The organism is Mesorhizobium sp. LjNodule214 (assembly GCF_964252735.1).
In the GTDB taxonomy this organism is placed as follows: Bacteria; Pseudomonadota; Alphaproteobacteria; order Rhizobiales; family Rhizobiaceae; genus Mesorhizobium.
Genome location: NZ_CAXUPE020000001.1, coordinates 1,170,151 through 1,196,262, shown reverse-complemented (window position 1 = coordinate 1,196,262; position 26,112 = coordinate 1,170,151). Strand labels below are relative to the sequence as shown.

21 protein-coding genes, 1 pseudogene and 1 riboswitch are annotated in these 26,112 nt (G+C 63.5%); of the genes and pseudogenes, 6 read left to right on the top strand and 16 right to left on the bottom strand.

All coding sequences use genetic code 11. From position 1 onward, the window contains the following. Positions 1–204 precede the first annotated feature (204 nt). The 3 genes and pseudogenes from ACSQ3Z_RS05845 to ACSQ3Z_RS05835 all read left to right on the top strand — a co-directional run bounded on the left by ACSQ3Z_RS05845 (position 205) and on the right by ACSQ3Z_RS05835 (position 2,871). Positions 205–1,384: pseudogene (locus ACSQ3Z_RS05845) on the top strand (PDZ domain-containing protein). Between the two features lie 132 nt (positions 1,385–1,516). Next, positions 1,517–2,128 (top strand): molybdopterin-dependent oxidoreductase, encoded by a 612-nt coding sequence (locus ACSQ3Z_RS05840; RefSeq protein WP_436170396.1) that lies wholly within the window; start codon positions 1,517–1,519, stop codon positions 2,126–2,128. Beyond that, positions 2,125–2,871, top strand: coding sequence for a ferredoxin reductase (locus ACSQ3Z_RS05835; protein WP_436170395.1), 747 nt, complete (start codon positions 2,125–2,127; stop codon positions 2,869–2,871). Before ACSQ3Z_RS05840 ends, ACSQ3Z_RS05835 begins: the two co-directional genes overlap by 4 nt. Before the next feature lie 12 nt (positions 2,872–2,883). Here ACSQ3Z_RS05835 and ACSQ3Z_RS05830 read toward each other — a convergent pair whose 3' ends face one another. After that, positions 2,884–3,984 carry a 2Fe-2S iron-sulfur cluster-binding protein gene (locus ACSQ3Z_RS05830; RefSeq protein ID WP_436170394.1) on the bottom strand — a complete coding sequence of 367 codons (1,101 nt, stop codon included), beginning with the start codon at positions 3,982–3,984 and terminating at the stop codon, positions 2,884–2,886. Between the two features lie 20 nt (positions 3,985–4,004). Continuing rightward, on the bottom strand, positions 4,005–5,252 hold the full coding sequence (locus tag ACSQ3Z_RS05825) for an aromatic ring-hydroxylating oxygenase subunit alpha (RefSeq protein ID WP_436170393.1): 1,248 nt from the start codon (positions 5,250–5,252) through the stop codon (positions 4,005–4,007). A gap of 115 nt (positions 5,253–5,367) precedes the next feature. Continuing rightward, positions 5,368–5,570: riboswitch (cobalamin riboswitch) on the bottom strand. A 509-nt stretch (positions 5,571–6,079) separates the two neighbouring features. On the opposite strand from ACSQ3Z_RS05825, the gene ACSQ3Z_RS05820 reads away from it, so the two are divergent. Both ACSQ3Z_RS05820 and ACSQ3Z_RS05815 read left to right on the top strand, forming a co-directional pair. Further along, on the top strand, positions 6,080–6,286 hold the full coding sequence (locus ACSQ3Z_RS05820; protein ID WP_436170392.1) for a DUF680 domain-containing protein: 207 nt from the start codon (positions 6,080–6,082) through the stop codon (positions 6,284–6,286). A 72-nt stretch (positions 6,287–6,358) separates the two neighbouring features. Beyond that, positions 6,359–6,598: a DUF680 domain-containing protein gene (locus tag ACSQ3Z_RS05815; RefSeq protein WP_436170391.1), complete on the top strand. Its 240-nt coding sequence runs from the start codon at positions 6,359–6,361 to the stop codon at positions 6,596–6,598. An 88-nt stretch (positions 6,599–6,686) separates the two neighbouring features. Here the strand turns inward: ACSQ3Z_RS05815 and ACSQ3Z_RS05810 are convergent, their stop codons facing one another. The 5 genes from ACSQ3Z_RS05810 to ACSQ3Z_RS05790 all read right to left on the bottom strand — a co-directional run bounded on the left by ACSQ3Z_RS05810 (position 6,687) and on the right by ACSQ3Z_RS05790 (position 13,257). Next, on the bottom strand, positions 6,687–7,799 hold the full coding sequence (locus ACSQ3Z_RS05810) for an ABC transporter ATP-binding protein (RefSeq protein WP_436170390.1): 1,113 nt from the start codon (positions 7,797–7,799) through the stop codon (positions 6,687–6,689). A 28-nt stretch (positions 7,800–7,827) separates the two neighbouring features. After that, the gene (gene bglA / locus ACSQ3Z_RS05805) at positions 7,828–9,492 is read right to left on the bottom strand and encodes a beta-galactosidase BglA (RefSeq protein WP_436170389.1); all 1,665 of its coding nucleotides are present in this window, start codon (positions 9,490–9,492) and stop codon (positions 7,828–7,830) included. Between the two features lie 5 nt (positions 9,493–9,497). Next, positions 9,498–10,652, bottom strand: a complete 1,155-nt coding sequence (locus tag ACSQ3Z_RS05800; protein ID WP_436170388.1) for a carbohydrate ABC transporter permease — start codon at positions 10,650–10,652, stop codon at positions 9,498–9,500. A 1-nt stretch (position 10,653) separates the two neighbouring features. Continuing rightward, positions 10,654–11,667 (bottom strand): carbohydrate ABC transporter permease, encoded by a 1,014-nt coding sequence (locus ACSQ3Z_RS05795; protein ID WP_436170387.1) that lies wholly within the window; start codon positions 11,665–11,667, stop codon positions 10,654–10,656. A gap of 234 nt (positions 11,668–11,901) precedes the next feature. After that, positions 11,902–13,257, bottom strand: a complete 1,356-nt coding sequence (locus ACSQ3Z_RS05790; RefSeq protein WP_436170386.1) for an ABC transporter substrate-binding protein — start codon at positions 13,255–13,257, stop codon at positions 11,902–11,904. 361 nt (positions 13,258–13,618) lie between these two features. Here ACSQ3Z_RS05790 and ACSQ3Z_RS05785 point away from each other — a divergent pair, with 361 nt between their 5' ends. Next, on the top strand, positions 13,619–14,641 hold the full coding sequence (locus tag ACSQ3Z_RS05785; RefSeq protein WP_436170385.1) for a substrate-binding domain-containing protein: 1,023 nt from the start codon (positions 13,619–13,621) through the stop codon (positions 14,639–14,641). Positions 14,642–15,008: 367 nt separating this feature from the next. Here ACSQ3Z_RS05785 and ACSQ3Z_RS05780 read toward each other — a convergent pair whose 3' ends face one another. The 9 genes from ACSQ3Z_RS05780 to ACSQ3Z_RS05740 all read right to left on the bottom strand — a co-directional run bounded on the left by ACSQ3Z_RS05780 (position 15,009) and on the right by ACSQ3Z_RS05740 (position 26,052). Further along, entirely contained in the window at positions 15,009–16,484 is a 1,476-nt protein-coding gene (locus ACSQ3Z_RS05780) for a S8 family serine peptidase (protein ID WP_436170384.1), read from the bottom strand. Between the two features lie 42 nt (positions 16,485–16,526). Continuing rightward, positions 16,527–17,195, bottom strand: a complete 669-nt coding sequence (locus ACSQ3Z_RS05775) for an anti-sigma factor (protein ID WP_436170383.1) — start codon at positions 17,193–17,195, stop codon at positions 16,527–16,529. After that, positions 17,192–17,758, bottom strand: a complete 567-nt coding sequence (locus ACSQ3Z_RS05770) for a sigma-70 family RNA polymerase sigma factor (protein WP_040582815.1) — start codon at positions 17,756–17,758, stop codon at positions 17,192–17,194. Before ACSQ3Z_RS05770 ends, ACSQ3Z_RS05775 begins: the two co-directional genes overlap by 4 nt. Positions 17,759–17,917: 159 nt before the next feature. Then, on the bottom strand, positions 17,918–18,757 hold the full coding sequence (locus ACSQ3Z_RS05765) for an alkaline phosphatase family protein (RefSeq protein ID WP_436170382.1): 840 nt from the start codon (positions 18,755–18,757) through the stop codon (positions 17,918–17,920). Between the two features lie 102 nt (positions 18,758–18,859). Next, positions 18,860–20,515, bottom strand: a complete 1,656-nt coding sequence (locus ACSQ3Z_RS05760; RefSeq protein ID WP_436170381.1) for an ABC transporter ATP-binding protein — start codon at positions 20,513–20,515, stop codon at positions 18,860–18,862. Then, on the bottom strand, positions 20,515–21,339 hold the full coding sequence (locus tag ACSQ3Z_RS05755; RefSeq protein ID WP_436170380.1) for an ABC transporter permease: 825 nt from the start codon (positions 21,337–21,339) through the stop codon (positions 20,515–20,517). Before ACSQ3Z_RS05755 ends, ACSQ3Z_RS05760 begins: the two co-directional genes overlap by 1 nt. 10 nt (positions 21,340–21,349) lie before the next feature. Beyond that, entirely contained in the window at positions 21,350–22,309 is a 960-nt protein-coding gene (locus ACSQ3Z_RS05750; RefSeq protein ID WP_436170379.1) for an ABC transporter permease, read from the bottom strand. A gap of 16 nt (positions 22,310–22,325) precedes the next feature. Then, positions 22,326–23,912 carry an ABC transporter substrate-binding protein gene (locus ACSQ3Z_RS05745; protein ID WP_436170378.1) on the bottom strand — a complete coding sequence of 529 codons (1,587 nt, stop codon included), beginning with the start codon at positions 23,910–23,912 and terminating at the stop codon, positions 22,326–22,328. 154 nt (positions 23,913–24,066) lie between these two features. Next, positions 24,067–26,052, bottom strand: a complete 1,986-nt coding sequence (locus ACSQ3Z_RS05740; RefSeq protein ID WP_436170377.1) for a CocE/NonD family hydrolase — start codon at positions 26,050–26,052, stop codon at positions 24,067–24,069. Positions 26,053–26,112 lie beyond the last annotated feature (60 nt).

Sequence of the window (26,112 nt, the reverse complement as noted above, 5' to 3'; positions counted from 1 at the left end):
AGTGTGCGGACATTAAATCTTCGTAAGATGGCACAAAAACCCTAATTCGGACCCATCCAGACCCTAGATGCAGGGCTGTCGATCCGGTCGGCTGCCATGCCAGGCGAGACGGGCAATCGCGACCATCGACACGCCGGATGGCCGGTTTCCCACACAGAAAAGGCGGCCGCGGCGCCGGATCAACTCTCGCCCGGACAAACGACCATGTCAGATATCCTTCGCAGACATCGCGTCGCGGCCTTGCTGGGCGCTGCGCTGATCCTATCCCCCTTCGTGGTGTCCTTCGCAGACAGTGCGAACAACATGGGCGCAAGCAGCACCGTTCCGACAACCCAGACCCCCGTCGCCGGCATAGAGGCGCCGAACGGGTCGTTCGCCCCGATCGTGGCCGCCGACAAGCCTGCGGTGGTGACCGTCACCACCGTCATGAAAGCGCAGCCGGAAACGATGAGCGAAGACTCACCCTTCGACGGCGGTTCGCCCTTCGACGACTATTTCCGCCAGTTCTTCGGCGACCAAGGAACTCCCATGCCCAAGACCCCGCCGCAGCAGCAGCCGCAGCGCGCCGAGGCGCTTGGGTCCGGCTTCATCGTCGGAGCCGACGGCACCATCGTCACCAACAACCACGTCATCGATGGCGCCACTTCGATCAAGGTGCGTCGGCTTCGCCATCCCGTCGGACCAGGCCGAAAAGGTGGTCGCCAAGCTGATGAAGGGCGGCGACATCCAGTACGGCTATCTCGGCGTCCAAATCCAGGAGGTGACGCCGGACGTCGCAAGCGCCATGGGCCTTGACCATCCCGGCGGCGCGCTGGTTTCCGAGGTCACCGACGGATCGCCGGCCGCCAAAGCGGGGATCAAGACCGGCGACGTCATCACCAGCTTCGCCGGCCAGGAGATAAAGGATCCGAAAGACCTGTCGCGTGCCGTCGCCGATGTAGCGCCGGGCGCCAGGGAAACGCTCGATGTCTGGCGCGACGGCAAGGCCATGCAGATTTCCGCCGATGTCGGACGCAACAGCGATGATGCGAAGACCGCCTCGGCCGAAGGCGATGACGGCAAGTCCCAGGAACAGGCCTTGCGCGTGCCCTCGCTCGGCCTGGGCCTCACCGACCTCACGCCGGATATTCGCGAGCAACTGAACCTGACCGACAGCCAGCGCGGCGCGCTGGTCGAGCGCGTCAATCCGGACAAGGCGGCCTCGGCGGCCGGCATCCAGCCGGGCGACGTCATCGTCGGCGTCGACCAGACACCGGTGAAGAACGCCAGGCAGGCAAACCAGGCGATCGCGCAGGCCGGCAAGTCCGGCAGGAAATCCGTGCTGCTGCTCGTCGATCGCGGCGACGCTCAGATCTTCGTCGCAGTGCCCTTCGCCGCCGGCTGAGGACGAGCAACACAGGCTTGCCGCGTCTGCGGCGAGCCGGTTGGGGCCGGTAAGATTCCTGTTGCCCCCCGGGATTTCTTCTTGAACACTGGCTGAGGTCGATTTCGGCCGCAGCGCAAACGGATTGTCCCGATGGTTACCCGCGGCTTCTTTTCCGGACGAAAGCCCCCGACGGTCACGGACGCGCGCATCCCGCCCGGGCAATATCTCGAGCAGGGCTTTCCCGTGCTGTCGGCCGGACCGACACCGCGCGTGCGCACCGAGGATTGGTCGTTCACGCTCAAGCACGGGCCGCGGCCGACCAAGAAATGGAACTGGGCCGAGTTCAATGCGCTGCCGCTGAGCAGGATGACGCGCGACATACATTGCGTGACTGCGTGGACCAAGTTCGACACGGCATGGCAAGGCGTGCTGGTCGACGACATCCTCGCCGATGCCGGCATCGAGCCGCCGACCGCCTTCACGCTGGCGCACTCGTTCGACGGCTACGCCACCAATGTGCCGGCAAAGGACCTTGTCGCCGGCAAGGCCATGGTGGCGCTGCTCTATGAAGGCAAGCCGATCACGCCGGACCATGGCGGGCCGGCGCGGCTCCTGGTGCCGCATCTCTATTTCTGGAAATCGGCCAAATGGCTGAACGGGCTGCAGTTCACCGAACGCGACGAGCCGGGCTTCTGGGAATTGCGCGGCTATCATATCTATGGCGACCCGTGGCGCGAGCAGCGCTATACGGACGACCTATGAGCGAGGCTTCGGCGGCGCAATCGCCCTGGCAGACGGCGAAGATCACTCGCATCGAAAAGCGCACGCCGCGCGTCACCAGTTTTTTCTTCCGGCTGTCGCGGCCCTTCGTCCACCAGGCCGGGCAGCATGTCGATGTCCGGCTGACAGCGCCGGACGGCTACCAGGCGCGGCGCTCCTATTCCATTGCTTCTGCGCCGGAGAGCGGCGGGACGATCGAGTTGGCGATCGAAAGGCTTGAGGACGGCGAGGTCTCGCCCTTCTTCCACGAGGTCGCGGCTGTCGGTGATGAGATCGAATTGCGCGGTCCGCTCGGCGGCCATTTCATCTGGTCCGACAGCGATGGCGGGCCGATCATCCTGGTCGGAGGTGGCTCCGGCGTGGTGCCGCTGATGGCGATGGTGCGCCACCGGACGGCGCGGAAATCCTCCGTGCCGGTCGCGCTGGTGTTTTCGGCGCGGATCTGGGACGAGGTGATTTTTCGCGATGAGCTGATCGGCCTCGACGACCGCCGCGACGGCTTCGAGCTGGTGCTGACACTGACGCGCGAGGCCGCACGGCGGCCCGAGGACTATTCGCGGCGGATCGACGCCCAGATGATGATGCAATCCCTGACGCGACTGCCCGAGCCGCCGAGGCTTGCCTTCGTCTGCGGCTCGAACGCCTTCGTGTCGGCCGCCGCCCAGGCTTTGATCGATGCCGATGTCCCGGCCGGCCTCATCCGCACCGAGCGCTACGGGGTGTGAGCCGCCTGCCTTTCAGGCCTCGATTTCGAGCGCCGACAGAGGCTTCGAGCAGCAGGCAAGGATAAAGCCGTCGTCGATCTCGTGATCGAGGATGCCGCCATTGTGGCTCATCTCGACGTCGCCCGAAACCTTCTTCACCTTGCAGGTTCCGCACAGGCCGAATTCGCAGGCCGCGGGGATCCTGACGCCGGAGGCACGCGCCGTCTGCAGCACGGTCTGCCCGGCGACGCATTCGGCGTCGACATCCGAAAGCGCGAAGCGGATCGGGGTCGCGGCCTCGGCAGACACTCTGGTGCTGCCGTCCACTGGTACGGCAAACGGCGCGGGTATTTCCTCGACCGCGGGAGCGGCAAAGCTTTCCTGGTGGTATCTGGCCATGTCGAAGCCCGAGGCTTCGAGCATTCCGCGCACCGCGCGCATGAATGGATCCGGGCCGCAGCAGAAGATTTCGCGCTCGCGGAAATCGGGCGCCAAGAGCGGCAGCCGGATGGCGTCGATGCGGCCCATATGGCCGAACCAACCTTCACGGCTGGAGCGCTCCTCGATCATGAAGCCGAGCGACAGGCCGGGCATTCGGCTGCCCAGCAATTCCAGCTCCTTGCGGAAGATGATTTCTTCCGGCCGGCGCGCGCAGTTGACGAAGCCGACATCGGTCCATGGCGCGCAGTCGTTCAACCAGCGCAGCATCGACATCATCGGCGTGACGCCGGAGCCGGCCGAGATAAGCAGATACTTTGCCGCAGGATGGCTGTGGAGCGAGAAGTCGCCCACCGGCCCGTAGGCCTTTACGTGGGTGCCGGGCTTCAGATGATCGAACATCCAGCGCGTGCCGACGCTGCCGGCCTGTGCCTTGACCGTCACCGCAATTGAGAAGGGCCGTGACGGCGACGACGACAGCGTGTAGGTGCGCATCAGCGGACCGTCGGCGGTCGGCAGTTCCAGCGTCACGAACTGGCCCGGCTTGTAGCGGAACCAGGTCTGGTTGTCGGAGCGGAAGGTGAAGGTCTTGACGTCGGGCGCCTCGTCGGCGACGCCGATCACCTCCAGCACCTGCAGCCTGTCGTTCCAGGGCGCCATCTCGTCGAGGTGGCGGTAGAGGCCGAGATCGGTCATCGCATTCATCCCCTCACCCCTCAGGCGACATTGCGCAGCGCCGGCCGGCCGCCTTCGGCAAGGCGCGGGCCGATGAAGGACGCGTACCATTCGACGAACTGGATGACGCCGCCCTCATGCAGTTCCGAATAGGGGCCGGGCTCGTAGGCCGGCGACAGGATGCCGAAGGCGTTTTCCTCGACGATGCGGCGATCCTGGTCGTTGGTCTCGGTCCAGACATGGGTGAGTTCTTCGAGGTTGTAATCGACGCCCTCGACCGCATCCTTGTGCACCAGCCACTTCGTCGTCACCGCGGTTTCCGTGGCGCTGATCGGCAGCACGCGGAAGGTCACCGCGTGGTCGATGAGGATGTGGTTCCATGTCGTTGGGTAGTGATAGTGCATCAAGGTGCCGATCCGATCGGCCGAGACCGTGTCGGACAGGTTCTTTGTCACCGCGCGCTTGCCGTTCATCGTGTAGCTGACGGCATCGCGCAGCAGCGGCGCGCGGGTGGCGCGATATTGTCCGGCCGGGTCGATGCGGAACTTGCTCGGCAGGCCCGCCGCCTCGCATTTCGCCCAGTGCGCCAGCATTTCGGGGTCGCTGTCGGCGCCTTGCACGCCGGTGACCGTCGGTGCTTCCGGAAAAGTCTTGCACAGTTCGGGATGATTGCCGGCGCAGTGGTAGCACTCACGGTTGTTTTCCCAGACGAGCTTCCAGTTGCCCTTCTCGACGATAGTCGATTCGAAGGCGACCTTTGCCTCGCGCAACCGGTGCGGCAGGAGGTAAGGCTCGATCATCGCCCGCATCGGCGCGAAGTCGGCCGGCTCTTTTGCCAGGCAGATGAAGATGTAGCCGCCGACGCTTTCGCAAGCGACCGGCTTCAGGCTGAACTGGCTCTTGTCGAAACCATCGGCCATCTGCCGGGCGAACAACAGCCGGCCGTCGAGTTCGTAGGTCCACTGGTGATAGGGGCAGACCAGCTTTGCCGCAGTGCCCTTCTCGGCGTTGCAGACGCGGCTGCCGCGATGGCGGCAGGAATTGTGGAAGGCGTTGATCTTGCCTTGCTGGTCGCGCACCAGCACGACTGGATAGTCGCCGATCTGGGCGGTGATGAAGCTGCCGGGCTTCGGCAGTTCGCAGTCATGGCCGATGAACAGCCAGTCGCGATACCAGATCAGCTCCATGTCGAGCTTGAAGAAATCGGCGTCGGTATAAAAGGGCTGTTCCAGCGAGTAGCCCTGCTTGCGGCTGTGCAGCAGCCTCAGCATGTCGTTGCGCGCATCCATGTCCTGTCCTTATCGTTTAAGGACTGAACTGGTGGTGATGGAGGAAAGACCGGCGGCAATCCGGCGGCAGACCGGACATGCACCATCCACCTCTTGACCGCCCACCGCGATCAGTCGAGTCTAGAAATCTCCGGCTGGTTTCCGGGCTCTGGAGTGTCCTTGCGGACGGTCGCGACACCTTCCCAGGCGGATTGCCCAGTGGTCTCCCGTTGCGACTTGAACTCCACCACCGTTGCGGGGGCAGCGCCGGGTTTTGACCGGCTTCCCAATTCTCCGCTTCGTCGGCGACGAGGCAGCACCTGAGATGAATTGATCTAACCATGACGGCCGGATTGCCGGCGGTATGAAAACGACATCGCATCCATGTGTCGCGACACGGATGGTGATTACCGCAGCCAAACTCCAGGGACGCCGATTTCCGCTTCTGCCGCACTTGGTGCCCGTCACGAATCGCTCGCGATCGGGCTTTAGCCGGCGTCAAAATGGTTAACAGTATCGAAAAGTGACTATTAGCAGATTCTAAAATCGAACCGAACGGTTCGTTTCTGTTGACGGTGCGTGCAGGACGGTGTGAACGCTGGCACTCCGACACAGTTGGTGATGCATAGGCGGCTTTTTGATAACCAATTGATAAAGTTGATAAAAGGTTCGGTGGTAGTAGGCTCTGGTACAATTTCAAGATGCAGAGTCATGGTCCACACGGAACAACTTCGTGATTGGAAACCGCCACCTGGCTTTCCCACATCGGGGCTGTCCGAACGACGCGAATTCCTTCCCAAGACACGCCGCTAGACGGACGGAAAACTGAAATACTGGAGTATTTAAAAATGAAAAAGATTGTTCTCACTGCCGCCGCCCTTCTGGCCATTTCCGGCAGCGCCTTCGCAGGCAGCGACAACTATGGCTCCAATGGCGCCGACCAGCCCGTTGCTGCAGTGGACAGCTCGTACACCGCTTCGATCAAGAAGTCGGAACCGGCCACCGAGAAGCCTGTCGACCAGGGCAGCGACCGCAACCTGTTCGGCAACAACTAACAGCCGATCCCAAGACGCAGAGCGGCGGTCAAGCCCGCCGCTCCGGGAACTGAAAATCCAGGAGCACCCAAAATGAACAAGATTGTCCTTACTGCCGCCGCGCTTCTGATCGCCGGCGGCAGCGCCTATGCCCGCAACGACAGCGTTGGTGCGAGTGCCGTCAACAAGCAGACGACCGCCAACATCGACACCACGCAGACCTCGTCTGTGCGTAATACCGGCTCGCCGGTCTACAAGCTGCTGAACTCGTCGGGCGACGTGCAGAAGTCCGCCTCTCAGGGCAGCGACCGCAACCTCTTCGGCAACAACTGACCGCCGAGGTCGTTAGCAAAACAAGAGCGGCGGGCTAGGCCCGCCGCTCTTGTTTTTATGTTTTTATGCAATGCCAGATGGCCTGTCTTCAGGCCGCCTTCACTTCCGGCGCGTGGAGCGAGAAGGAGTGGCCGTCCGCGTCGAAGATATGCAGGTCGCCGGCGTCCGCGCCCAGCCGCAGCGTCGTCCCGCGCTTGACCTCGACATTGCCCGGCATCTTGGTCACCAGCGGCAGGTCGGCGCGGCCGATATCGACATAGACGAGCTGAACCTCACCGAGCTGCTCGACATAATCCACCGTTCCCTCGAACAGATAGTCCGCGCCGGTAGCAATCACCAGATCCTCCGGTCTGACGCCGAAGCTGACCGCAGCGCCTTTCGCCGATGCCGGCGTGGCGATCGGCACCGTCGCCTTGCGGCCGCCGACATGGCTGACAATGGTCGGGTTGCCGGTCTTGTCGATCGTCGCCGGCAGGATGTTCATGGCCGGTGAGCCGATGAACTGGGCGACGAACAGATTGCCCGGCCGCTTGTAGAGCTCCATCGGCGTGCCGACCTGCTCGATATGGCCTTCCTTCAGCACCACGATGCGGTCGGCCAGCGTCATCGCCTCGACCTGGTCGTGGGTGACGTAGATCATCGTCGTATTCGGCATCGATTCCTTCAGCTTGGCGATCTCGATGCGGGTGGCGACGCGCAGTGCCGCGTCGAGGTTCGACAGCGGTTCGTCGAACAGGAACACTTTCGGATTGCGCACGATGGCGCGGCCGATGGCGACGCGCTGGCGCTGGCCGCCCGACATCGCCTTGGGCAGCCGGTCGAGATATTTGGTCAGTTGCAGGATCTCGGCCGCCTGCCGCACCCTCTTGTCGATCTCGGCCTTGCTTTCCTTGCCGATCTTCATCGAGAACGCCATGTTGTCGTAGACCGTCATGTGCGGGTAGAGCGCGTAGGACTGGAACACCATGGCGATGCCGCGCTTCGACGGCGGCACATCGTTCACCACCTCGCCGGCAATCTTGAGCTCACCGGAGGTGATCTCCTCCAGCCCGGCGATGGATCTCAGCAAGGTCGACTTGCCGCAGCCCGAAGGGCCGACAAAGACGATGAACTCGCCCGACTTAATGTCGAGGTCGATGCCGTGGAGAATGTGCAGATTGCCGTATGATTTCTTCACCTGTCTCAGCGTGACATCGGCCATGATTTCCTCCTGGTGGTTTCCCTGCGAATTAATCGATGCGCCCGAACCAGGCGCCGTAGCCGCCGAGGCGGACCGAGCCTGTGCCAGACTGTCCTGAAAAGCCGTGCCCGGGCAAGGGCTGCAGCGCTTGGCCGCCGAGGGCGACCTCGGCCGGTTTGCTGCCCAGGTTGAAGACGCAGACGACCTGTTCGTTGCCCTCGCGGCGGGTGAAGGCGACGGTGTCGCCCTCGCTTTCGATGAAGGTGATGTCGCCCTTGGCCAGCGCCGGATGCTGGCGGCGAAAGGCGAGAAAGCGCCGGTAGTGCTCGAGCAGCGAGTTGGCGTCGCCCTGCTGCACGTTGACTGCTTGCGAGAGATGCTTGCCGGGCACCGGCAGCCAGGGCTTTGCGGTCGAGAAGCCGCCGTTCCTGGCGGCGGCATCCCATACCATCGGCGTGCGGCAGCCGTCGCGGCCCTTGAACTCAGGCCAGAAGCGGATGCCGTAGGGATCCTGCAGGTCCTCGAACTGGAGCTCCGCCTCGCCGAGGCCGAGCTCCTCGCCCTGATAGATGCAGACCGAGCCGCGCAGCGACATCAGCAGCGCCGAGATGACCTTGAGATAGGCGGTCGGATCGGCTTCTCCGGCGGCCCAGCGCGAGGCCGGCCGCATCACGTCGTGGTTGGAGAAGGCCCAGCACGACCAGCCATCGCTGGCGACCTTGCCGAAGGCTTCCAGAACCAAGCGTACTTTGGCGGCGCTGATCTTCTCCGGCGCCAGGAAGTCGAACGAATAGCACATATGCACGCGCTTGCCGCCGGCGGTGTAGGCCGCCACCACTTCCAGCCCGCGCTGCGAATCGCCGACTTCGCCGACCGCGGCCTGTGCCGGATACTCGTCGAGCAGGGCGCGGAAGCGTTCGAGGAAGCCGAGATTTTCGGGGCGGCTCTTGTCGTATAGATGGTCCTGGTAATTGTAGGGGTTGACTGCCGGCGCCGTCTGGTCGTTGCGCTCTTCAGGCGGCAGCGGCGGGTTGTTTTCCAGCCCCTGGCTGTGGAAATAGAAATTGATGGTGTCGAGGCGGAAACCGTCGACGCCGCGCTCCAGCCAGAAGCGGGTGACGTCGAGCAGCGCGTCCTGGACCTCCGTGTTGTGGAAGTTGAGATCGGGCTGCTCGGCCAGGAAGTTGTGCAGGTAATATTGCTGGCGGCTGGTGTCCCATTGCCAAGCCGAACCGCCGAAGATCGACAGCCAGTTGCTGGGCGGCGTGCCGTCGGGTTTTGCATCGGCCCAGACATACCAGTCGGCCTTCGCATTGGTGCGGCTCGAGCGGCTTTCCTTGAACCACGGATGGATGTCGGCGGTGTGCGACAGAACCTCGTCGATCATCACCTTGAGGCCCAGCCGGTGCGCTTCGGCAGTCAAGGCGTCGAAATCGGCCAGCGTGCCGAACATCGGATCGACGTCGCAATAGTCCGACACGTCGTAGCCGAAATCCTTCATCGGCGACTTGAAGAAGGGCGAGATCCAGATGGCGTCAACGCCGAGCGAAGCGATGTAGGGCAGCCGTTGGACAATGCCTTTCAGGTCGCCGATGCCGTCGCTGTTTGAGTCCTGATAGGAACGCGGATAGATCTGGTAGATCACCGCGCCCCGCCACCAGTCACGATCGACGGCGGGGTCCGGTCTGGATGTCACCTTCAAAGCCGATTGCATTGCTCTCAACCTCCTTTCACCGAGCCGGCAAGCAGCCCGCGTACGAAATAGCGCTGCAGCGAGAAGAACACGATCAGCGGCACGATGATGGTCACGAACGCCGATGTCGTGAGGATCTCCCAATCGCCGCCGCGCGAACCGAGCAGCGCATTGAGCTTGGCGGTCAGCACGATCTGATCCCCCTCGGTACCGAGGAAAACCATCGCCACCAGAAGATCGTTCCATACCCACAGGAATTGGAAGATGGCAAAGGAGGCGAGCACCGGGAAGGACAGCGGCAAGACGATCTTGACGAAGATCTCGAAATCGCTGGCGCCGTCGATGCGCGCCGATTCCATGATCTCGCGCGGCAGACCGGCAATGTAGCTGCGCAAGAGATAGATGGCGAAGGGCAGGCCGAAGCCGGTATGCGCCAGCCAGATGCCGAGATAGGTCTTCGACGGCACGCCGAAGAAAGTGCCGACGCCGTTGTAGAGCTTCAACAGCGGGATCAGCGACATCTGCAGCGGCACGACCAGCAGGCCGATGATGACCGCGATGAGCAGCGCGCGGCCGGGAAAGCGCATCCAGGCCAGTGCATAGGCGGCGAAAGCCGCGATCAGGATCGGGATGACGGTCGCCGGAATGGTGACGGTCAGCGAGTTCATGAAGGAGCGGCCGATGCCTTCCGAAAACAGCACCGTCTGGTAATTGTCGGTGGTGAATTTCGGCGGCGCCGACGAGGCATAGTAGACGCGCTGACCACGGTCGCCCTCGAAGGCTTTTGGCGAGGCCATGACGAACGTTCCGTCGGCGTTGAGCTGCAAGGTCGCGCCGTCGCCGAGATCGGCGGTCGTGCCGGCGGGGTATTGCGTCGGCGCGGCCGACTTGACGCCGAAGGCGCTGATGTCGCGGGCAGCGCCATCGCCGAAGATGTTGCCGGCAAGCACGAACTTGCCGTCCTTTTCGACTTGCGCCGAGGCCGGCGGCAGCCGGCCGGCTTCGGTCTGGCTGGAACTGGCGAACGAGTTCCACCAGCCGGAGGCGATGATCTGGTCCTTGTCGCGCAGCGACGAGACGAGGATGCCGAGCGTCGGCACGGTCCAGATCGCCACGAAGATGAGCACCGCGATGTGGACGCCGAAGCGGCTGGCAAACGACTTTCCGGTTGCGACGGCCATCTCAGTGCCCTCCCGTCTCTTTGTTGGCCTGGCGGATGTTCCAGACCATGATCGGAATGACCGCGATCATGATGATGATGGCGATGGTGGCGCCGCGGCCGAAATCGCCGCCGCCGCGGAACATCCAGTCGAACATCAGATTGGCCAGCACCTGGCTGTTCCACTGACCGTTGGTCATGGTCAGCACGATGTCGAACACCTTCAGCACCAGGATGGTGATGGTGGTCCAGACGACGGCGATGGTGCCCCAGATCTGCGGCACCATGATCTTCCAGAATATCTGGAACGGGTTGGCACCGTCGATGACGGCGGCTTCCAGCGTTTCTTCCGGGATGCCGCGCAGGGCGGAAGACAGGATGACCATGGCAAAGCCGGTCTGGATCCAGATCAGGATGATCATCAGGAAGAAATTGTTCCAGAACGGCAGCGATATCCAGACCTGCGACTGGCCGCCGAAATACTGGATGATGGCATTGAGGAGGCCGATCTGCGTCTGGCCCTCGCCGCGATATTCGTAGATGAATTTCCAGATGACGCTGGCGCCGACGAAGGAGATCGCCAGCGGCAGGAAGATCAGGCTTTTGGCGATCGTGCCCCACCAGATCTTGTCGGTGAGCACCGCGATGATCAGCCCGAGGAAGGTGCAGGCTGCCGGCACCACCGCCAGCCAGACGATGTTGTTGAGGATCGAGTTGCGGAACTCGCGGTCGCCGAATGCCCATTCGTAGTTGGCGAAGCCGACGAAATTGCCGCCGCCACGATCGAGGAAGGACAGCCGCAGCGTCTCGACCACCGGGTAGATCAGATAGATGGTGAGGATGATCATGGCCGGGCCGACGAACAGCCAGGGGCGGATCATGCCTTGCCGGCGCAGATTGTCGATGGCTGCTGCACCCTGGACGCCGCGCGACGGGAAAATGATGTCCACAAGCTTGTTGGCGCCCCAGAAATAGGCGACGCAGCCGCCGACGCCGACGATGATGACGAATATGGCCGAAAAAATCTGAGTCGCCATGGGTCCCTCTCCCCTGCGCATGATCCGCCGCTCGAGAAAAAGCCTTGGCGACGGGATCACGAGCCGATTCAGTTGTGAAGCGCGAGCGGGTGCCAGTCGGGTTCTCGCCGCGGCAGGCCACGCTTCATGCCGGAACTCTATGCTTCACGAAAAACGCTACAGTCTGGCCGACGATGGGACCCGGGCCATCGAGGCCCGGATCCAGTCAGGACGGGTAAGCCTACGATCGGCGGCTTACTTGATCGCGTCCCAGCTCTTCTGGATGTCGGTGGCGACATCCTGGGCCGACTTGCCGCCGACCAGGTCGATCATGCCGGTCCAGAAGGAGCCGGCGCCGATCTTGCCGGGCATCAGGTCGGAGCCGTCGAAGCGGAAGGTCGAGGCGTTGGCCAGGATCTCGCCCTGCTTCTTCAGCGCATCGCTGGCATAGGCATCCTTGTTGACCGACTTGAGCGGCGTCACGAAGCCGCCCTGGGCCATCCAGATCTCATGGGCGAGCGGCATCTTCAGGAATTCGATGAAGGCGCGCGCGGCCTTGCTATCCTTGGTAATCATGGCGAGCGTTCCGGCGCCGAGCACCGGGGTGCCAAGCTCAGGCTTGGAGGCGTAAGGCGGGAAGTAGAAGAAGTCGGCGTCCTGGCCAACCTTGGTGCCTTCCGGGAAGAAGGTCGGGATGAACGATGCCTGGTGGTGCAAATAGCATTTCGGCGGCACCGCGAAGAGGCCCTTCGGGCTGTCGCGGAAGTCGGTCGCGGCAACCGCCTTGGCGCCGCCGTCGACCATCTTGTCGTCGGTCGCTATCTTGCCGAAGATGTCGATGGCGTTGACGACCGCCGGATCGTTGAACGGGATCTCGTCCTTCACCCATTTGTCGTAGGTTTCCGGGGGTTGGGTGCGCAGCATGATGTCTTCGACCCAGTCGGTCGCCGGCCAGCCGGTGGCGCCGCCGGAGCCGAGCCCGATGCACCACGGCGTACCGCCGTCGGCGATGATCTTCTTCTCGAGTTCGGCCAGTTCTTCCTGCGTCTTCGGTACCTTGTAGCCGGCTTCCTCGAAATTGTCCGGCGAGTACCAGACCAGCGACTTCACGTCGGCCTTGTAAGGGAAGGCGAAGAAGCCCGGCTTGCCGTCCTTGTCCTTGAATGTGCCGAGGTCGACCCAGGACTGACCGGCGCCGTAATTGTCCTTGACCCATTTGGCGGTGTCGTCGCCGAGCGGCGTCAGAAGGCCCTTGGAGGCCAGGTCCTGGATCAGGCCGGGCTGCGGCAGCACGGCGATGTTGGGCGGGCTGCCGGCCTGGGTGTCGATGACGATCTGCTGTTCGTAATTCTCGGACGAGGAGTATTTGATCTCAACGCCGGTGGCGTCCTGGAAATATTCGAGAACGGTGCGCACAAGGCCTTCGTCCTCGCCGCGCCACGGCCCGAAGATGGTCAGCGTCTCACCCTTGAGGTCGACCTTCTTCAGCTCTTCGTAATTCGCCCAGTTGAAGCGCGGATCCTCGCCCGGCTTGAACTTCAGTTCGGCTTGCGCCGGCAGGCTCAGAGCGAGCGTTGCGAACGCAGCGCCCAGCAGAAGCATTTTCTTCATCGCTATTCCTCCCAGTGGTCATGAACACCCGGACGGAACCTCCATTCCGCCCGCCGACGCCGCAGGACTGTGACTCAGTCAGAAAGGAACCGCAACCTTTCGAAGAGCCTTCCAAAGCGCTTTGGTCTTTTTGATCTCGCCATTGAATCGCTCGGGAGTCAAGAGGGTGGCTGGCTAATCGATTTAGTTTCGGCAAATAAGCGAGAACTAAACTGCACTGCAGCACAGTTTTATGGCGACGCAACAGCAATTCTGCTTCAAACTGGCCAGACCAGTGCGTATGCTCGCTCTGTTCGGCGGCGCCAGCCATGGCGCCGCTTGGATTCAAAATTAAAAGCGCTTTGAGGCTTGGAGGCCTCCGGTGAACCTGAAGCAGCTCTCGCATATGCTGGCGCTTTCGCAGACCACGGTAAGCCGCGCGCTGAACGGCTATCCGGAGGTCAACGAGGAAACGCGGCGCCGCGTGATGGACGCCGCCAAGCGCCACGGCTATCGCCCCAACCCGAGCGCGCGCCGGCTGGCGACCGGCAAGACCGGAATGATCGGCTATGTCCTGCCGACCGGCGCCGCCGTCGAGATCGACCCGCATTTCGTCGAATTCCTCTCCGGCCTCGGCGACTATGCCCGCTCGCACGAGCTCGACCTGGTGCTGTCGCCGGCCGACGCCGACGACCAGGAGACCACCTACCGCCGCATCGTCGCCAACCGGCAGGTCGATGCCGTCTACATCTCCTCGCCGCGGCCAGTCGACCGGCGAGTGGCGCTGCTCAATACGCTCGGCATCCCCTTCATCGTCCACGGCCGCAGCGAAGGCTTCGGCTTCGACTACCCTTTCACCGACATCGACAATGAAGGCGCTTTCCACGAGGCGGCGCGGCTGCTGATCCAACTCGGCCACCAGCGGCTGGCGCTGATCAATGGCGACGACCGCGAGACCTTCGCCATCCATCGCGAGCGCGGCATGCGCCGGGCACTCACTGCCAGCGGGTTGACGCTCGGCGAGCGCCATATCTGCTCCGTCACCATGACCGAGGAAAACGGCTATCGCGCCGCCCGGCGACTGCTCGAGCAAAACGAGCCGCCGACGGCGATCGCCTGCTCCAGCCTGATCATGGCACTGGGCGTCGTGCGCGCCGTGCGCGATCTCGGCCTGACCATTCCGGGCGACCTGTCGCTGATCGCCCATGACGACGTTTTTCCGTGGCTGAAACCGGAGAATTTTTCCGTGCCGCTGTCGACGACGCGATCGTCGATCCGCCTCGCCGGCGCGCGCGTCGCCGAGCGGCTGGCGGCGCGAATATCAGGGCTGGAAGAGGGCGCCCGCGGCGAGGTCTGGCCGGTCGACCTGGTGGTCAGGGGGTCTGTGGCTGGCGCGCCGGCGTAGAGGTCCAGAATGACCGCGTTCGATCCCTTTGCGGACGTCTGCCACCTCGTTCATAAAAACCGCTTTAGAGATTGCAAAACCCCCGGTAACTAGTCGTCCAATCCCCGTTGAGCCAATTTCACTTGATAGACGCTTCTCGGATGCCTTCTCCGTCGCCATATGTTGAGAGAATAAATCAGTATAACATATCCGAATAGTGCGACCAAACTCCACAGGCCGCCAAGCCTGTCGATCGAGATAAAAATCATCACAAATGCGACTGCGACCATGGTGTAATATAATACCGAGGACCAGACATATTTTTCCATTTGAGAGCTACTCATCTATCAACCTTGTTGTAGACAACTCAATTCACAATTCGATTGGACTATTCCTTCGCCCCTTCTGCGGCCTTGGTATCCAGCAGGCCATAGCCGAAATCATTGTCGCGGCCCTTGGGGCCGAGATCCCTGGCCGTTGCCGCCAGCGCCTTCTCGATCTCGTCGGCCGAGCGGTCGGGCGCGATGTGGATCAGATTGGCGACGGCCCCGCTCACGATCGCCGCCGCGAACGAGGTGCCGGTGACCACTTCGGAGCCGGCGCCGCTCGGTGCCACCATCTCGACGCCAGGCGCCGAGATGAACACATAGGCGCCGCGATTGGCCTGCGGCATCAATCCGTCCTTGGCATCGGTGGCGGTCACGGCGATGACACCGTCATAGGCTGCCGGGTAGCCATAGGGTGCCTTCGGCCCGTTGTTGCCGGCGGCGGCCACCAGGACGATGCCGAGCGCACGGGCATTGCGGCAGGCGATGCCGAGCAGGTCGTTCTTGGGGCCGACGAAGCTCATGTTGATGATGCGCACATCCTGTTCGGCCGCCCAGTCGAGCGCCGCAAGAATGACGTCCATGGTCGACTTGCCGCCCTCGAAGGCGCGGGCGTGGTAGATCTTCGCTCCCGGCGCCATCCCCTTCAGCGCACCGACGCCGGCGATCAGGCCGTCGATCGAGGTGCCGTGATCGCGCTTTTCGATCGGCACCTCGGGCATGGCGTCGAACTGATCGGCGATGACGCCGGAGAGCGCCGGATTGCTGTCGTCGATGCCCGTGTCGATCACGGCGACGCGCACGTTCTCGCCGCTGGCCTGTTTCTCGTCGAGCTCGATGCGGTCGAAGGCATAGTTGACGATGCCGGCCGCCTGCTGCAGCGAATAAACATGGTTGGGCTCGCGCCGCCTTGTGCGGCCGTCGGCGGCCATCTGCGCCAGCACGACGCCGACCGGACGGCCGTCGAGAATGCCGAAGCGCGCCAACGTGGTGCCGAGCAGCCGCGACTGGCGCTGCGAGCGGACTTCGAGGCCGAAGGAAGCGGCGATCTGCTGCACGACGCCGGCATCGCCGTCGACCGTCACCAGCACCTCGTCGGGCACGTGATCACCGACGATGGCGCGCTGCGGCTCGGTGGCGACGAGATCGGTCGGTGAAATGACCGGACCGCCCGGCACGGCGGCCGGAACCACCGGTGCATCGGCGGGCGCAGTCGGCGAAGGCAAAGCGCTGGCCGGGTCGCGACGCGGGTCGGGCGTCGGCAACGGCGTCCCGCCGCCGCCGGCAGGATTGGGGAACAGGTCGACGATCAGCGCCGGGAGGAAGACCGTGCCCGTCGCGGCAGGCCCGGCGCCTGGCGTTCCGCCGCCGTCCTTTGCGCAATCGGCGCCGGCCGCATTCGTCCGGTCGAGACAGTCGGTTTTCGTCTGCGGCTGGTTGGGATCCTTGCTCTGCGCAAAAACAGGCGTGGCGGCGATTGTCGTCGCCGCCAGCAAAAATCCAGCAAATCCGATGACAGCTCTTTTTTGTTTGAGCATGATCTTTTCCGAAAACCGGAATCCACTTTTCGGGATCATGCTCTAGCCGCCACTCGCCGGTTTCCTTCCCTCGATCACAGCTTCCGCGAAAGGCTGGGCGGCAATAAGGCTGACCAGTTTCTCGTAGTCGGCAGCGGTCTCGGCCGCTATGGCGATGCGGAAGACGCCGTCGGCGGTCGGCCCGCCAGCGACCTTCAGCCCATTCTGGCCGAGAAAGGCCGCAATATCCGACATCTTCGCCTCCGGTTTGAACTTCACCAGCGCGAACGGCATTTTCGCCAGATCGTCCTCCGTGCCGGCGATTTCAAAATCATTGCCCTTGCCGCCGGGCTGCACGAAGGACTGCACCATGACGAGCGCCAGCAGCACCGCGGCCGCGGCCCAGGCGACGCCGACCGGCACCGCCATGAAGCGGTTGAAAGCCTGCGCCAGCCATGATTGACCTGCCGGAGCGCGCGCCGGGCCGGCCTCGGCGTCAAGCGCCTTGGCAAAGCGGCTGAGCGCATCGGCCGGCGGGCGGATTGCCTCGTTGGCGGCGGCGGTGCCGGAAAATTCGGCCTCGGCCTCGCCCAATGCGGCAAGTGCCGCCGGGTCGGTCGCCAGCCATTCCTCGACGGCCTCCAGTTCGGCGCCTTCCAGCGAGCCGTTCAGGTAGAACGGCAGCAGCGTTTCCATCTCATCGCGGCGCGACATTTTTTCAGCGGCGCTCATGGCCACCCCCTGTCGTAACCGGCGGCCTTGAGGGCCTCGCCGAGTTTCTTGCGGGCGTAGAACATCCGGGTTTTGACGGTGGCGACCGGAATGCCGAGCACCTCACCGATCTCGGTCACCGACTGCCCATGGTAATAGGCAAGGTCGATCACCGTGCGGTGCTCTTCCGGCAGCGCATCGATGAACCGCCGCAGGGCGGCAGCCTTGTCGTCCTTCATGGTGACGACTTCCGGCGTGTCGGCGCTGTCGGGGATCTGCGCCGCGTCATCGTCGTCGATCCAGTCTTCCTTTTTCTTGCGCAGCAAGGACAGCGCCTTGAAGCGGGCAATGCCGAGCAGCCATGTCGAGACTTCCGAGCGTCCTTCGAAGCCCGGCGCCTGGCGCCAGAGCTCGAGAAATACCTCGTTCGCGATATCGTCGGCCATCATTTCCGATCCCGTCTGGCGCACCACGAAGCGGTAGACCCGCGCGTGGTGGCGCATGAACAGGAGCCGCACGGCGGCCCTGTCGCCCTTCGCGACCCGGTCGACAAGCGCGCGATCGGTCTCCGTCGCCGCCGTCATGGCCGGTCGAGCCGCCTGGCTCCTGTCTGCTCTGTCGCCGATCGGTCCAAAAAGGTTCATCCTCCGCCAAGGAATTTTGGGAGGCTAACCGAAGAAGGTGAGTGTTGCCAGAGGCGCGCCTTTTTCCCCTCTCCCCTTGTGGACTGGAAGCGCGGCCGCTCAGCTCAAGAACGGCTTCGCCTTCATCGTCCCCGGCACCGGCACGCCAAGCCGCTTCAGCACCGTCGGCGCCAGCTGCAACTGGTCGAGCAGCGTATCTGCCTGCGGTCCTTTGCCAGGCCCGAAATAATACAGCGCGAAATCCTGCATCTCGTCGTCATGGCCGCCATGATGACCGCGATCCGTCTGGCCATGATCGGCGGTGACGATGACCTCGTAGCCGGCGCCGCGCCAGCCCGGCAGGAAGGCGGCCAGCATGGCGTCCATTGCGTAGACGGCATGGTCCATCTCGTGGCAGTCGTGGCCGAAGCGATGGCCCATCGAGTCCAGCGTGCAGCTGTGCAGGATGCCGTAGTCGATGCCGTGGCGCCTGGTCAGCATGGTCAGCGTCGCGAACAGATCGACGTCGCTCGGCGTCATCTGGTTCTTGAGATTGTAGCCGGTCATGGTGTGGAAGCGTCCATGCGTGATCGGCCCGCCCGGTTCGTCGAACTCCATGTCCTCGACCAGATCGAACGGATAGGACCTGAAGAATTCGGACCAGTATGAATGGGTGACCGCGCCGGTCTTGCCGCCGGCCCGGCTGACCTCGGAGAAGATATCCGGCTGCTTGACCCGGAACCGGTTCTCGTTGGACAGCACGCCGTGCACCTGCGGCGACACCCCCGTGTGGATCGAGGCATAGCAGCAGGCCGAGGTCGACGGCAGCACCGAGCGCATCTTCCACACGCGCGCCTCGCCCGACTGCACCCAGCCTTCGAGATTGCCCATCAGCCGGCGCCAATTCCGATAAGGCACGCCGTCGAGGACGATGAGCAGAAGTTTGGACTCGAGCGCCACAGGCTGCTCCATGCGATCTGGCCGTTGAGATAGAAGCGCCGTGCAACCATCGGGCAGCACGGCGCTTCGGATTAATCAAACCAGGCAGGAACTGGCGTCGCCCTAGTTGCCCGCGCTCGCCATGCGCCGACCCTTGATCGCCTTTTCCAGCCAGCCGATCTCCATTTCGGGAACCGATGACAGCAACAGGTCGGTGTAGGCGTCGAAGGGCGGCGTCAGCACCTTGCTCTTCGGCCCATAGCGGACCACCTCGCCGCGATACATCACCGCGATCGAATCGGCGATCGACTTCACCGTCGCCAGATCGTGGGTGATGAACAGATAGGCGACGTTCTCCTCCTTCTGCAGCTCGAGCAGCAGCTTCAGGATGCCGTTGGCCACCAGCGGGTCAAGCGCCGAGGTCACCTCGTCGCAGATGATCAGCTTCGGCTTGGCGGCGAGCGAGCGGGCAATGCAGACGCGTTGCTTCTGGCCGCCTGAAAGCTCGGCCGGGTAGCGATCGGAAAAGCCCTTGCCCATCTCGATCTTGTCGAGCAGCTCGGCGACGCGCTTGTCACGCTCGCGACCGCGTATGCCGAAATAGAATTCCAACGGCCGGCCGATGATGGTGCCGACGGTCTGGCGCGGGTTCATCGCCACGTCGGCCATCTGGTAGATCATCTGCAATTGGCGCAGATCCTCCTTCGGCCGGTCGGCGAGCTTGTTGGCAAGCGGCCGGCCGTCGAAGGTGACGGTTCCTTCCTCAGGCGGCAACAGCCCGGTGATGGCGCGCGCCAGCGTCGACTTGCCGGAGCCGGACTCGCCGACGACCGCCAGCGTCTGGCCCGGATAGATGTCGACCGATACGTTCTTCAGCACCTTGATGTGGCTGCGGCCATAGGCGGCGGTGACGTTCTTGACCGACAGGAACGGCGTCGTGCCGGGCTTCTGCTCATGGTGCTCGATCTCGTGCACCGAGACCAGCGCGTTGGTGTATTCCTGGCGCGGTTCCTTGATGATCTGGCGGGTGCCGCCCCATTCGACCAGGCGGCCGTGGCGCAGCACCATGATCTCGTCCGAGACCTGGGCGACGACGGCAAGGTCGTGGGTGATGTACAAAGCCGCCACATGGGTGTCGCGGATGGCGTCCTTGATCGCCGCCAGCACGTCGATCTGCGTCGTCACGTCGAGCGCCGTGGTCGGCTCGTCGAAGACGATCAAGTCCGGCTCGGAACACAGCGCCATTGCCGTCATCGCGCGCTGCAGCTGGCCGCCCGACACCTGGTGCGGAAAGCGCTCGCCGATTGTTTCGGGGTTCGGCAGGCTGAGCTTCTTGAACAGTGCTACGGCGCGCTTCTCGGCCTCGGCGCGTGTCGCCGTGCCGTGCAGCAGCGTCGCTTCCACCACCTGGTCCATCAGCCGGTGCGCCGGGTTGAAGGCCGCAGCCGCCGATTGCGCGACATAGCAGACCTCGCGGCCGCGCAGCTTGCGGAAACCTTCCTTGCCGCCCTTGAGGATGTCGCGGCCGTTGAGGATGACCTCGCCGCCGGTGATGCGCACGCCGCCGCGCCCATAGCCCATCGACGACAGGCCGATGGTCGACTTGCCGGCGCCGGACTCGCCGATCAGGCCGAGCACCTTGCCCTTCTCCAGCGTCAGCGAGACATCGTGGACAAGCACAATGTTCTTTGGCGCCTCGCCCGGCGGATAGACCGTGGCCTCGATGCGCAAATTGCGGATGTCGAGCAGCAGGCCGGATTTCGCTTTGCTGTCAGCCATCACCCGCGCCCTCCCTTCAGGCTTGTCGTGCGGTTCAGCACCCAGTCGGCGACGAGGTTGACGGAGATCGCCAGTGCTGCGATCGCCGCGGCGGGAATAAGCGCCGCCGCAATGCCGAAGACGATGCCGTCCTTGTTCTCCTTGACCATGCCGCCCCAGTCGGCATCCGGCGGCTGTACGCCAAGGCCGAGGAAGGACAGCGTCGACAGGAACAGCACCGCATAGATGAAGCGCAGGCCGAGTTCGGAGACCAGCGGTGACAGCGCGTTGGGCAGGATCTCACGAAAGATGATCCAGGCCTCACCTTCGCCGCGCAACTTGGCGGCTTCGACATAGTCCATGACGTTGATGTCGACGGCGACAGCGCGCGACAGGCGGTAGACGCGGGTCGAGTCGAGAACGCCCATCACCAGGATCAGCGTCACCAGATTGGTCGGCAGCACGGAGAGCACGACCAGAGCCATGATCAGCGTCGGGATCGACATCAGCAGGTCGACGAGGCGCGACAGCAGCGTGTCGAACCAGCCGCCGAAGACCGCCGCCGAGAAACCGAGGATGGCGCCGAGCGAGAAGGACAGCGCGGTGGCGAGCACCGCGATGAACAGCGTAATGCGGGCGCCGTAGATCATGCGCGACAACAGATCGCGGCCGAGATTGTCGGTGCCCAGCCAATGCGCCGCCGACATCGGCTCCCAGACGTCGCCGACGATCTCGCCATTGCCGTGGGGTGCAATCAAGGGTGCGAAGATCGCCGCCAGCACGAACAATGACGTCAGCACGATGCCGATCAATGCCGGGATGGGGATGCGTTTGATATCGAGCATACCCGCCCCCTTACTTAGGATGTCTGAGACGCGGATTGGCGACGATCGCCGCTATGTCCGCGATGATGTTCAAGCTGATATAGACGGCGGCGAAGATCAGGCCGACCGCCTGCACGACAGGCACGTCGCGCTTGGTGACATGGTCGACGAGATATTGCCCCATGCCGGGATAGACGAAGATCACCTCGACCACGACGACGCCGACGATCAGGTAGGCGAGGTTGAGCATGACGACGTTGATGATCGGTGCAATGGCATTGGGAAAGGCGTGCCTGCGAATGACATTGAAGGCCGATAGGCCCTTTAACTCCGCCGTCTCCACATAGGCCGACTGCATGACGTTGAGGATCGCCGCGCGCGTCATGCGCATCATGTGGGCGAGCACCACCAGCGTCAGCGCGGTGGCCGGCAGCGCGATCGCCTGTATGCGCTCGCCGAACGGCATGCCGTCATAGACGGTCGAAATGCCGGGGAAGATCTGCCATTTCACGGCGAAGAAATAGACCAGCACATAGCCGATGAAGAACTCGGGAAACGAGGTCGATGCGAGCGCCAGTCCCGAGATCAGCTTGTCGACCCAGCCATTACGGTAACGCACCGCGATCAGGCCGAGGATGATCGCCAGCGGCACAGCGACGATCGCCGCCCAGAAGGCGAGGAACAGTGTGTTCCACAACCGTCCCTTGATCGACGTTGCAATATCCTGGCCGCTCGACATTGCAGTGCCGAGATCGCCGGTGACGACACCGCCAAGCCAGTGGAAATACCTGACATAGGCAGGGTCGTTCAGGCCGAGCTGCTCGCGCAGATTGGCGAGCGACTCCGGCGTCGCCGACTGTCCGAGGATGGCTTGCGCGACGTCGCCAGGCAGGATCTGTGTGCCGGCGAAGATCAGGACCGATACGGCCAACAGGAGAAGGATGCCCAGCGCAACGCGCTGGGCCGCCAGTTTCACGATGGGTGAGGACATCTCGGCAAGGCCAGGCTCAGGCTTCGAGCCAGCACTTCGCCAAGGCGTAGCCGTTCATCAGCTCTTGATGCGGATCGTCGACCCAGCCGCCAACCTTGGCGCCCGTCGCGTCGATGAACTGGTTGAACATCGGCAGGATCAGGCCGCCTTCGTCGCGCACCATGACGGCCATGTCGTGGTACATCTGCTTGCGCTTGGCCTCGTCGAGTTCGGCGCGCGCCGCCAGCACCATCTTGTCGAAATCCGGACGCTTGAAACGCGTGTCGTTCCAGTCGGCCGTCGACAGATAGGCGGTCGAGTACATCTGGTCCTGGGTCGAACGCCCACCCCAGTAGGAGGCGGAGAAGGGCTGCTTGTTCCAGACCTCGTTCCAATAGCCGTCGCCGGGCTCGCGCTTGAGCTCGATCTTGATGCCGGCCTTGGCGGCGCTCTGCTGGAAGAGCTGGGACGCGTCGACGGCACCCGGGAAGGCGACGTCCGAGGTCCTCAGCAGCACGGTGCCGTCGTGACCCGACTTCTTGTAGTGGAACTTGGCCTTGTCGGGATCGTACTTGCGCTGCTCGATCTCGATGAACAGCGGGTAGGAGGCGTTGATCGGGAAGTCGTTGCCGAGCGAGCCATAGCCTCGGAGGATCTTGTCGAGCATCTCCTCGCGGTCGATCGCCAGCTTCAACGCCATGCGCAGGTCGTTGTTGTCGAACGGCGCCGTGTTGCAATGCATGATGAAAACATAGTGGCCGGGACCGGCATGGTTGCGGATGGTGACGCCGGGCAGACGCTTGATCAGGTCGACGATCTTCGGCTCGACGCGGTTGATCATGTTGACCTGGCCGCCCTGCAGGGCCGAAGTGCGCGCCGTCGCGTCGTTGATGACGATGACCTCGATCTGGTCGGCATGGCCCATCTTGTCGCCCTGCCAGTAGTTGGCGAAGCGCTCGGCGCCATGGCGCACGCCGGGCTCGTTGGTAACGATCTTGTACGGGCCAGCGCCAATGCCGGCATCGGGCTTGTCCTTGCCGCCGTTGGGCTGGACGATCAGGTGGTAGTCGCTGAGCAGGTAGGGAAGGTCGGCGTTGGCCTCCTTCAGCGTCAGCACCACTTCCTTGCCGCTGGCCTTGATGCTCTCGATGCCCTTCATGTAGCCGAGCGCGCCGGACTTCGACTTCTCGTCCGAATGGCGCTCGAGCGTCGCAGCGACGTCCTCGGCGGTCACGGTCTTGCCATTGTGGAATTCGACGCCGTCGCGGATCTTCAGCGTCCAAACCTTGGCGTCGTCCGACGAGCCGATCTCCTCGGCGATGCGGTTCTCGAGCTTGCCTTCGGGGGACAGCTCGACGATCATTTCGCCCCAGCACTTGCCGAAGGCGAACGGCACCTGCGTCATCATCAGCGCGGGGTCGAGGCTGTTGGTGGATTCACCGCCGACCAGGCCGGCCTTCAGCGTGCCGCCCTTGACCGGGCCGGCGGCGCGCGCCGCGCTCGACAGCAGTGAGTTGGCGAAGGGGGCAGCGACGCCGAGAGCGGCGGCGCGGCCGAGAAAATCACGACGGCTGAGTTTGCCCGATGCAACGCGGCGGCTCAGATATTCCAGTTCATTGGACATGATGAGTTCCTCACTCTGTTGGTTCGACCTGAATGGTCGTTTTCTCGTTTCTTGTGAGGAGAATAATGACCGCAAGGGAAAGCAGTAAGCAAGACCGAATGCGACATGCCGTGGCGTAAATCGCACCTCGCAATTGGACCGATCGGGCGAGCACTCACAGCAGCGCGCGGGGGATTTTCTCCTCGAAGTTGCGCTCGAAAACCAGCTTTTCGCCTTCATAGGCTTCGATTCTGGCGCTAACTGTGAAGCTTTGTGCGTCAGATCGCATCTCAGCCAATGTTTCGGTGCGCACCGACCATCCATTTCGCGACAAGGTCTGCGTCCAGTGGGTCTTTCCAGACGCTGACAGCGGATCGTCGGGATGGATCGCCCATGTCTCGCGCGCGACGCTGCCATGGGCGAGGCCGTGCTGGAGATCGCGCACCTCGCCGAAATCGTCCGTTATGGACAGCGTGACAATGCCGGTCTTCTCATCGCGGTCGATATGGCGTTCGGAATTGGCGGGCCGAATCGTCTCCGTCGCCCAGGGCGTGGCTCCTTCCGGAGCTGCGAACGTGATCTCGTCGCCTTGAGCCGGAGGGCGCAGCGGCAGCGTCAGCGTCGCGGCCTTGAGCTCGAGACGGACCGGTTCGGGCGACGGCCAGATCATCGGCCAATAGGCGTTCGACACGGCAACACGCAAACGGTGGCCGGCCGGCACGCGGTAGGCGCATTGGTCGAGCACGACCCTGGCGGTGGCGGGCTCGCCCGGCACCAGCGGCTCGGGGAATTCATGCGAGTTGCGATGCGTCAGGTTGAGCACGCCGTAGGAGATCAGCTCCGAGGCGCCGTCGGGATGCACATCGCATAGGCGTACGGCAATGTTCGCCTGGGGCCGATCCGCCTTGAGCCAGGCAAGAACTTCCGGCGCGCCGACGATATCGATCGCTTCGCCGAGCGGCGGCTGATCGAAACAGACCGACAGCGCATCGTCCGGACGTTGGTCGCCGGGCAGTTCCGGGCCGAAGGTGAAGGGAAAATATTCGCCGCCGGCAAGGCCGCAGGACTGCGGCGAGGCGATGATGACCGGCCTGTCGCCCTCGGCGATGAGTTCGATCGTGTGCGCCTTGATGTCGGGCGATGGCCAAAGCTGTTCGGCGATCCAGCGCCCCGGGCGCTCGGGATGCCAGCGCGCGGGACGGACGCTGTCCATGACATAGGCGCGATAGGCGGGATCGGCATCGAGGCCGGTGTCGAGGCCCTTCAGCCAGCGGTCCCACCAGCGCAAGGCTTCCTGCAGGAAGCCAATGGCGGGCTGCGGTCCAGCGTAATGCGGGTATTTGTGGATCCACGGGCCGACGATGCCCTTAACCGGCGCCTCGATGTTGCCGACGAGGTGGGAAATCGTGTTGCGATAGCCGTCGTGCCAGCCGCCGATCGACAGCACGGCGGCATGGATGGCGGAATAGTCCTCGCAGATCGAGCCACGTTTCCAATAGGCGTCGCGGTGCTGGTGTTTCAGCCACAGCGGCGCCAGGAATGGCTGGTTCTCCAGCCGGGTCAGCCACAGATCGCGCCATCGGTTGTCACCGGCGATCAGCGGATCGGGCGGCCGTGACGAATAGGACAGCATGGTCGAGGCCCAGCCGAAATTCTCGATCAGCAGGCAGCCGCCCTTGTAATGGATGTCGTCGGCATAGCGGTCGACGGTCGAGCACAGGCTGATCACCGCCTTCAGCGCCGGCGGCTGCATCGCCGCCACCTGCAGGCAGTTGAAGCCACCCCAGGAAATGCCCATCATGCCGACCTTGCCGTTGCACCAGGGCTGGGAGGCCGCCCAGGCGATGACGTCGCAGGCGTCCTGCAATTCCTGCTCGGAATATTCGTCGTCCATCAGCCCTTCGGAATCGCCATTGCCGCGCATGTCGACGCGGATCGAGGCGTAGCCGTGGCCGGCGTAATAGGGATGCGTCAGCTGATCGCGAGCGATGGTGCCGTCGCGCTTGCGGTAGGGCAAATGCTCGAGGATCGCCGGCACCGGATCGTCGCCGACATCTGCCGGCATCCACACCCGCGCCGACAGCCGGCAGCCGTCCGGCATGACGATGCCCATATCGGGGAATTCGACGACCTTGCGGGGGAATTCGGTGACGGTTTTCATGCGAGGACTCCAGGAACGCCAGATGATGGAGCCCGCTGGGTCGCGTCGTGGGCCAGCCAA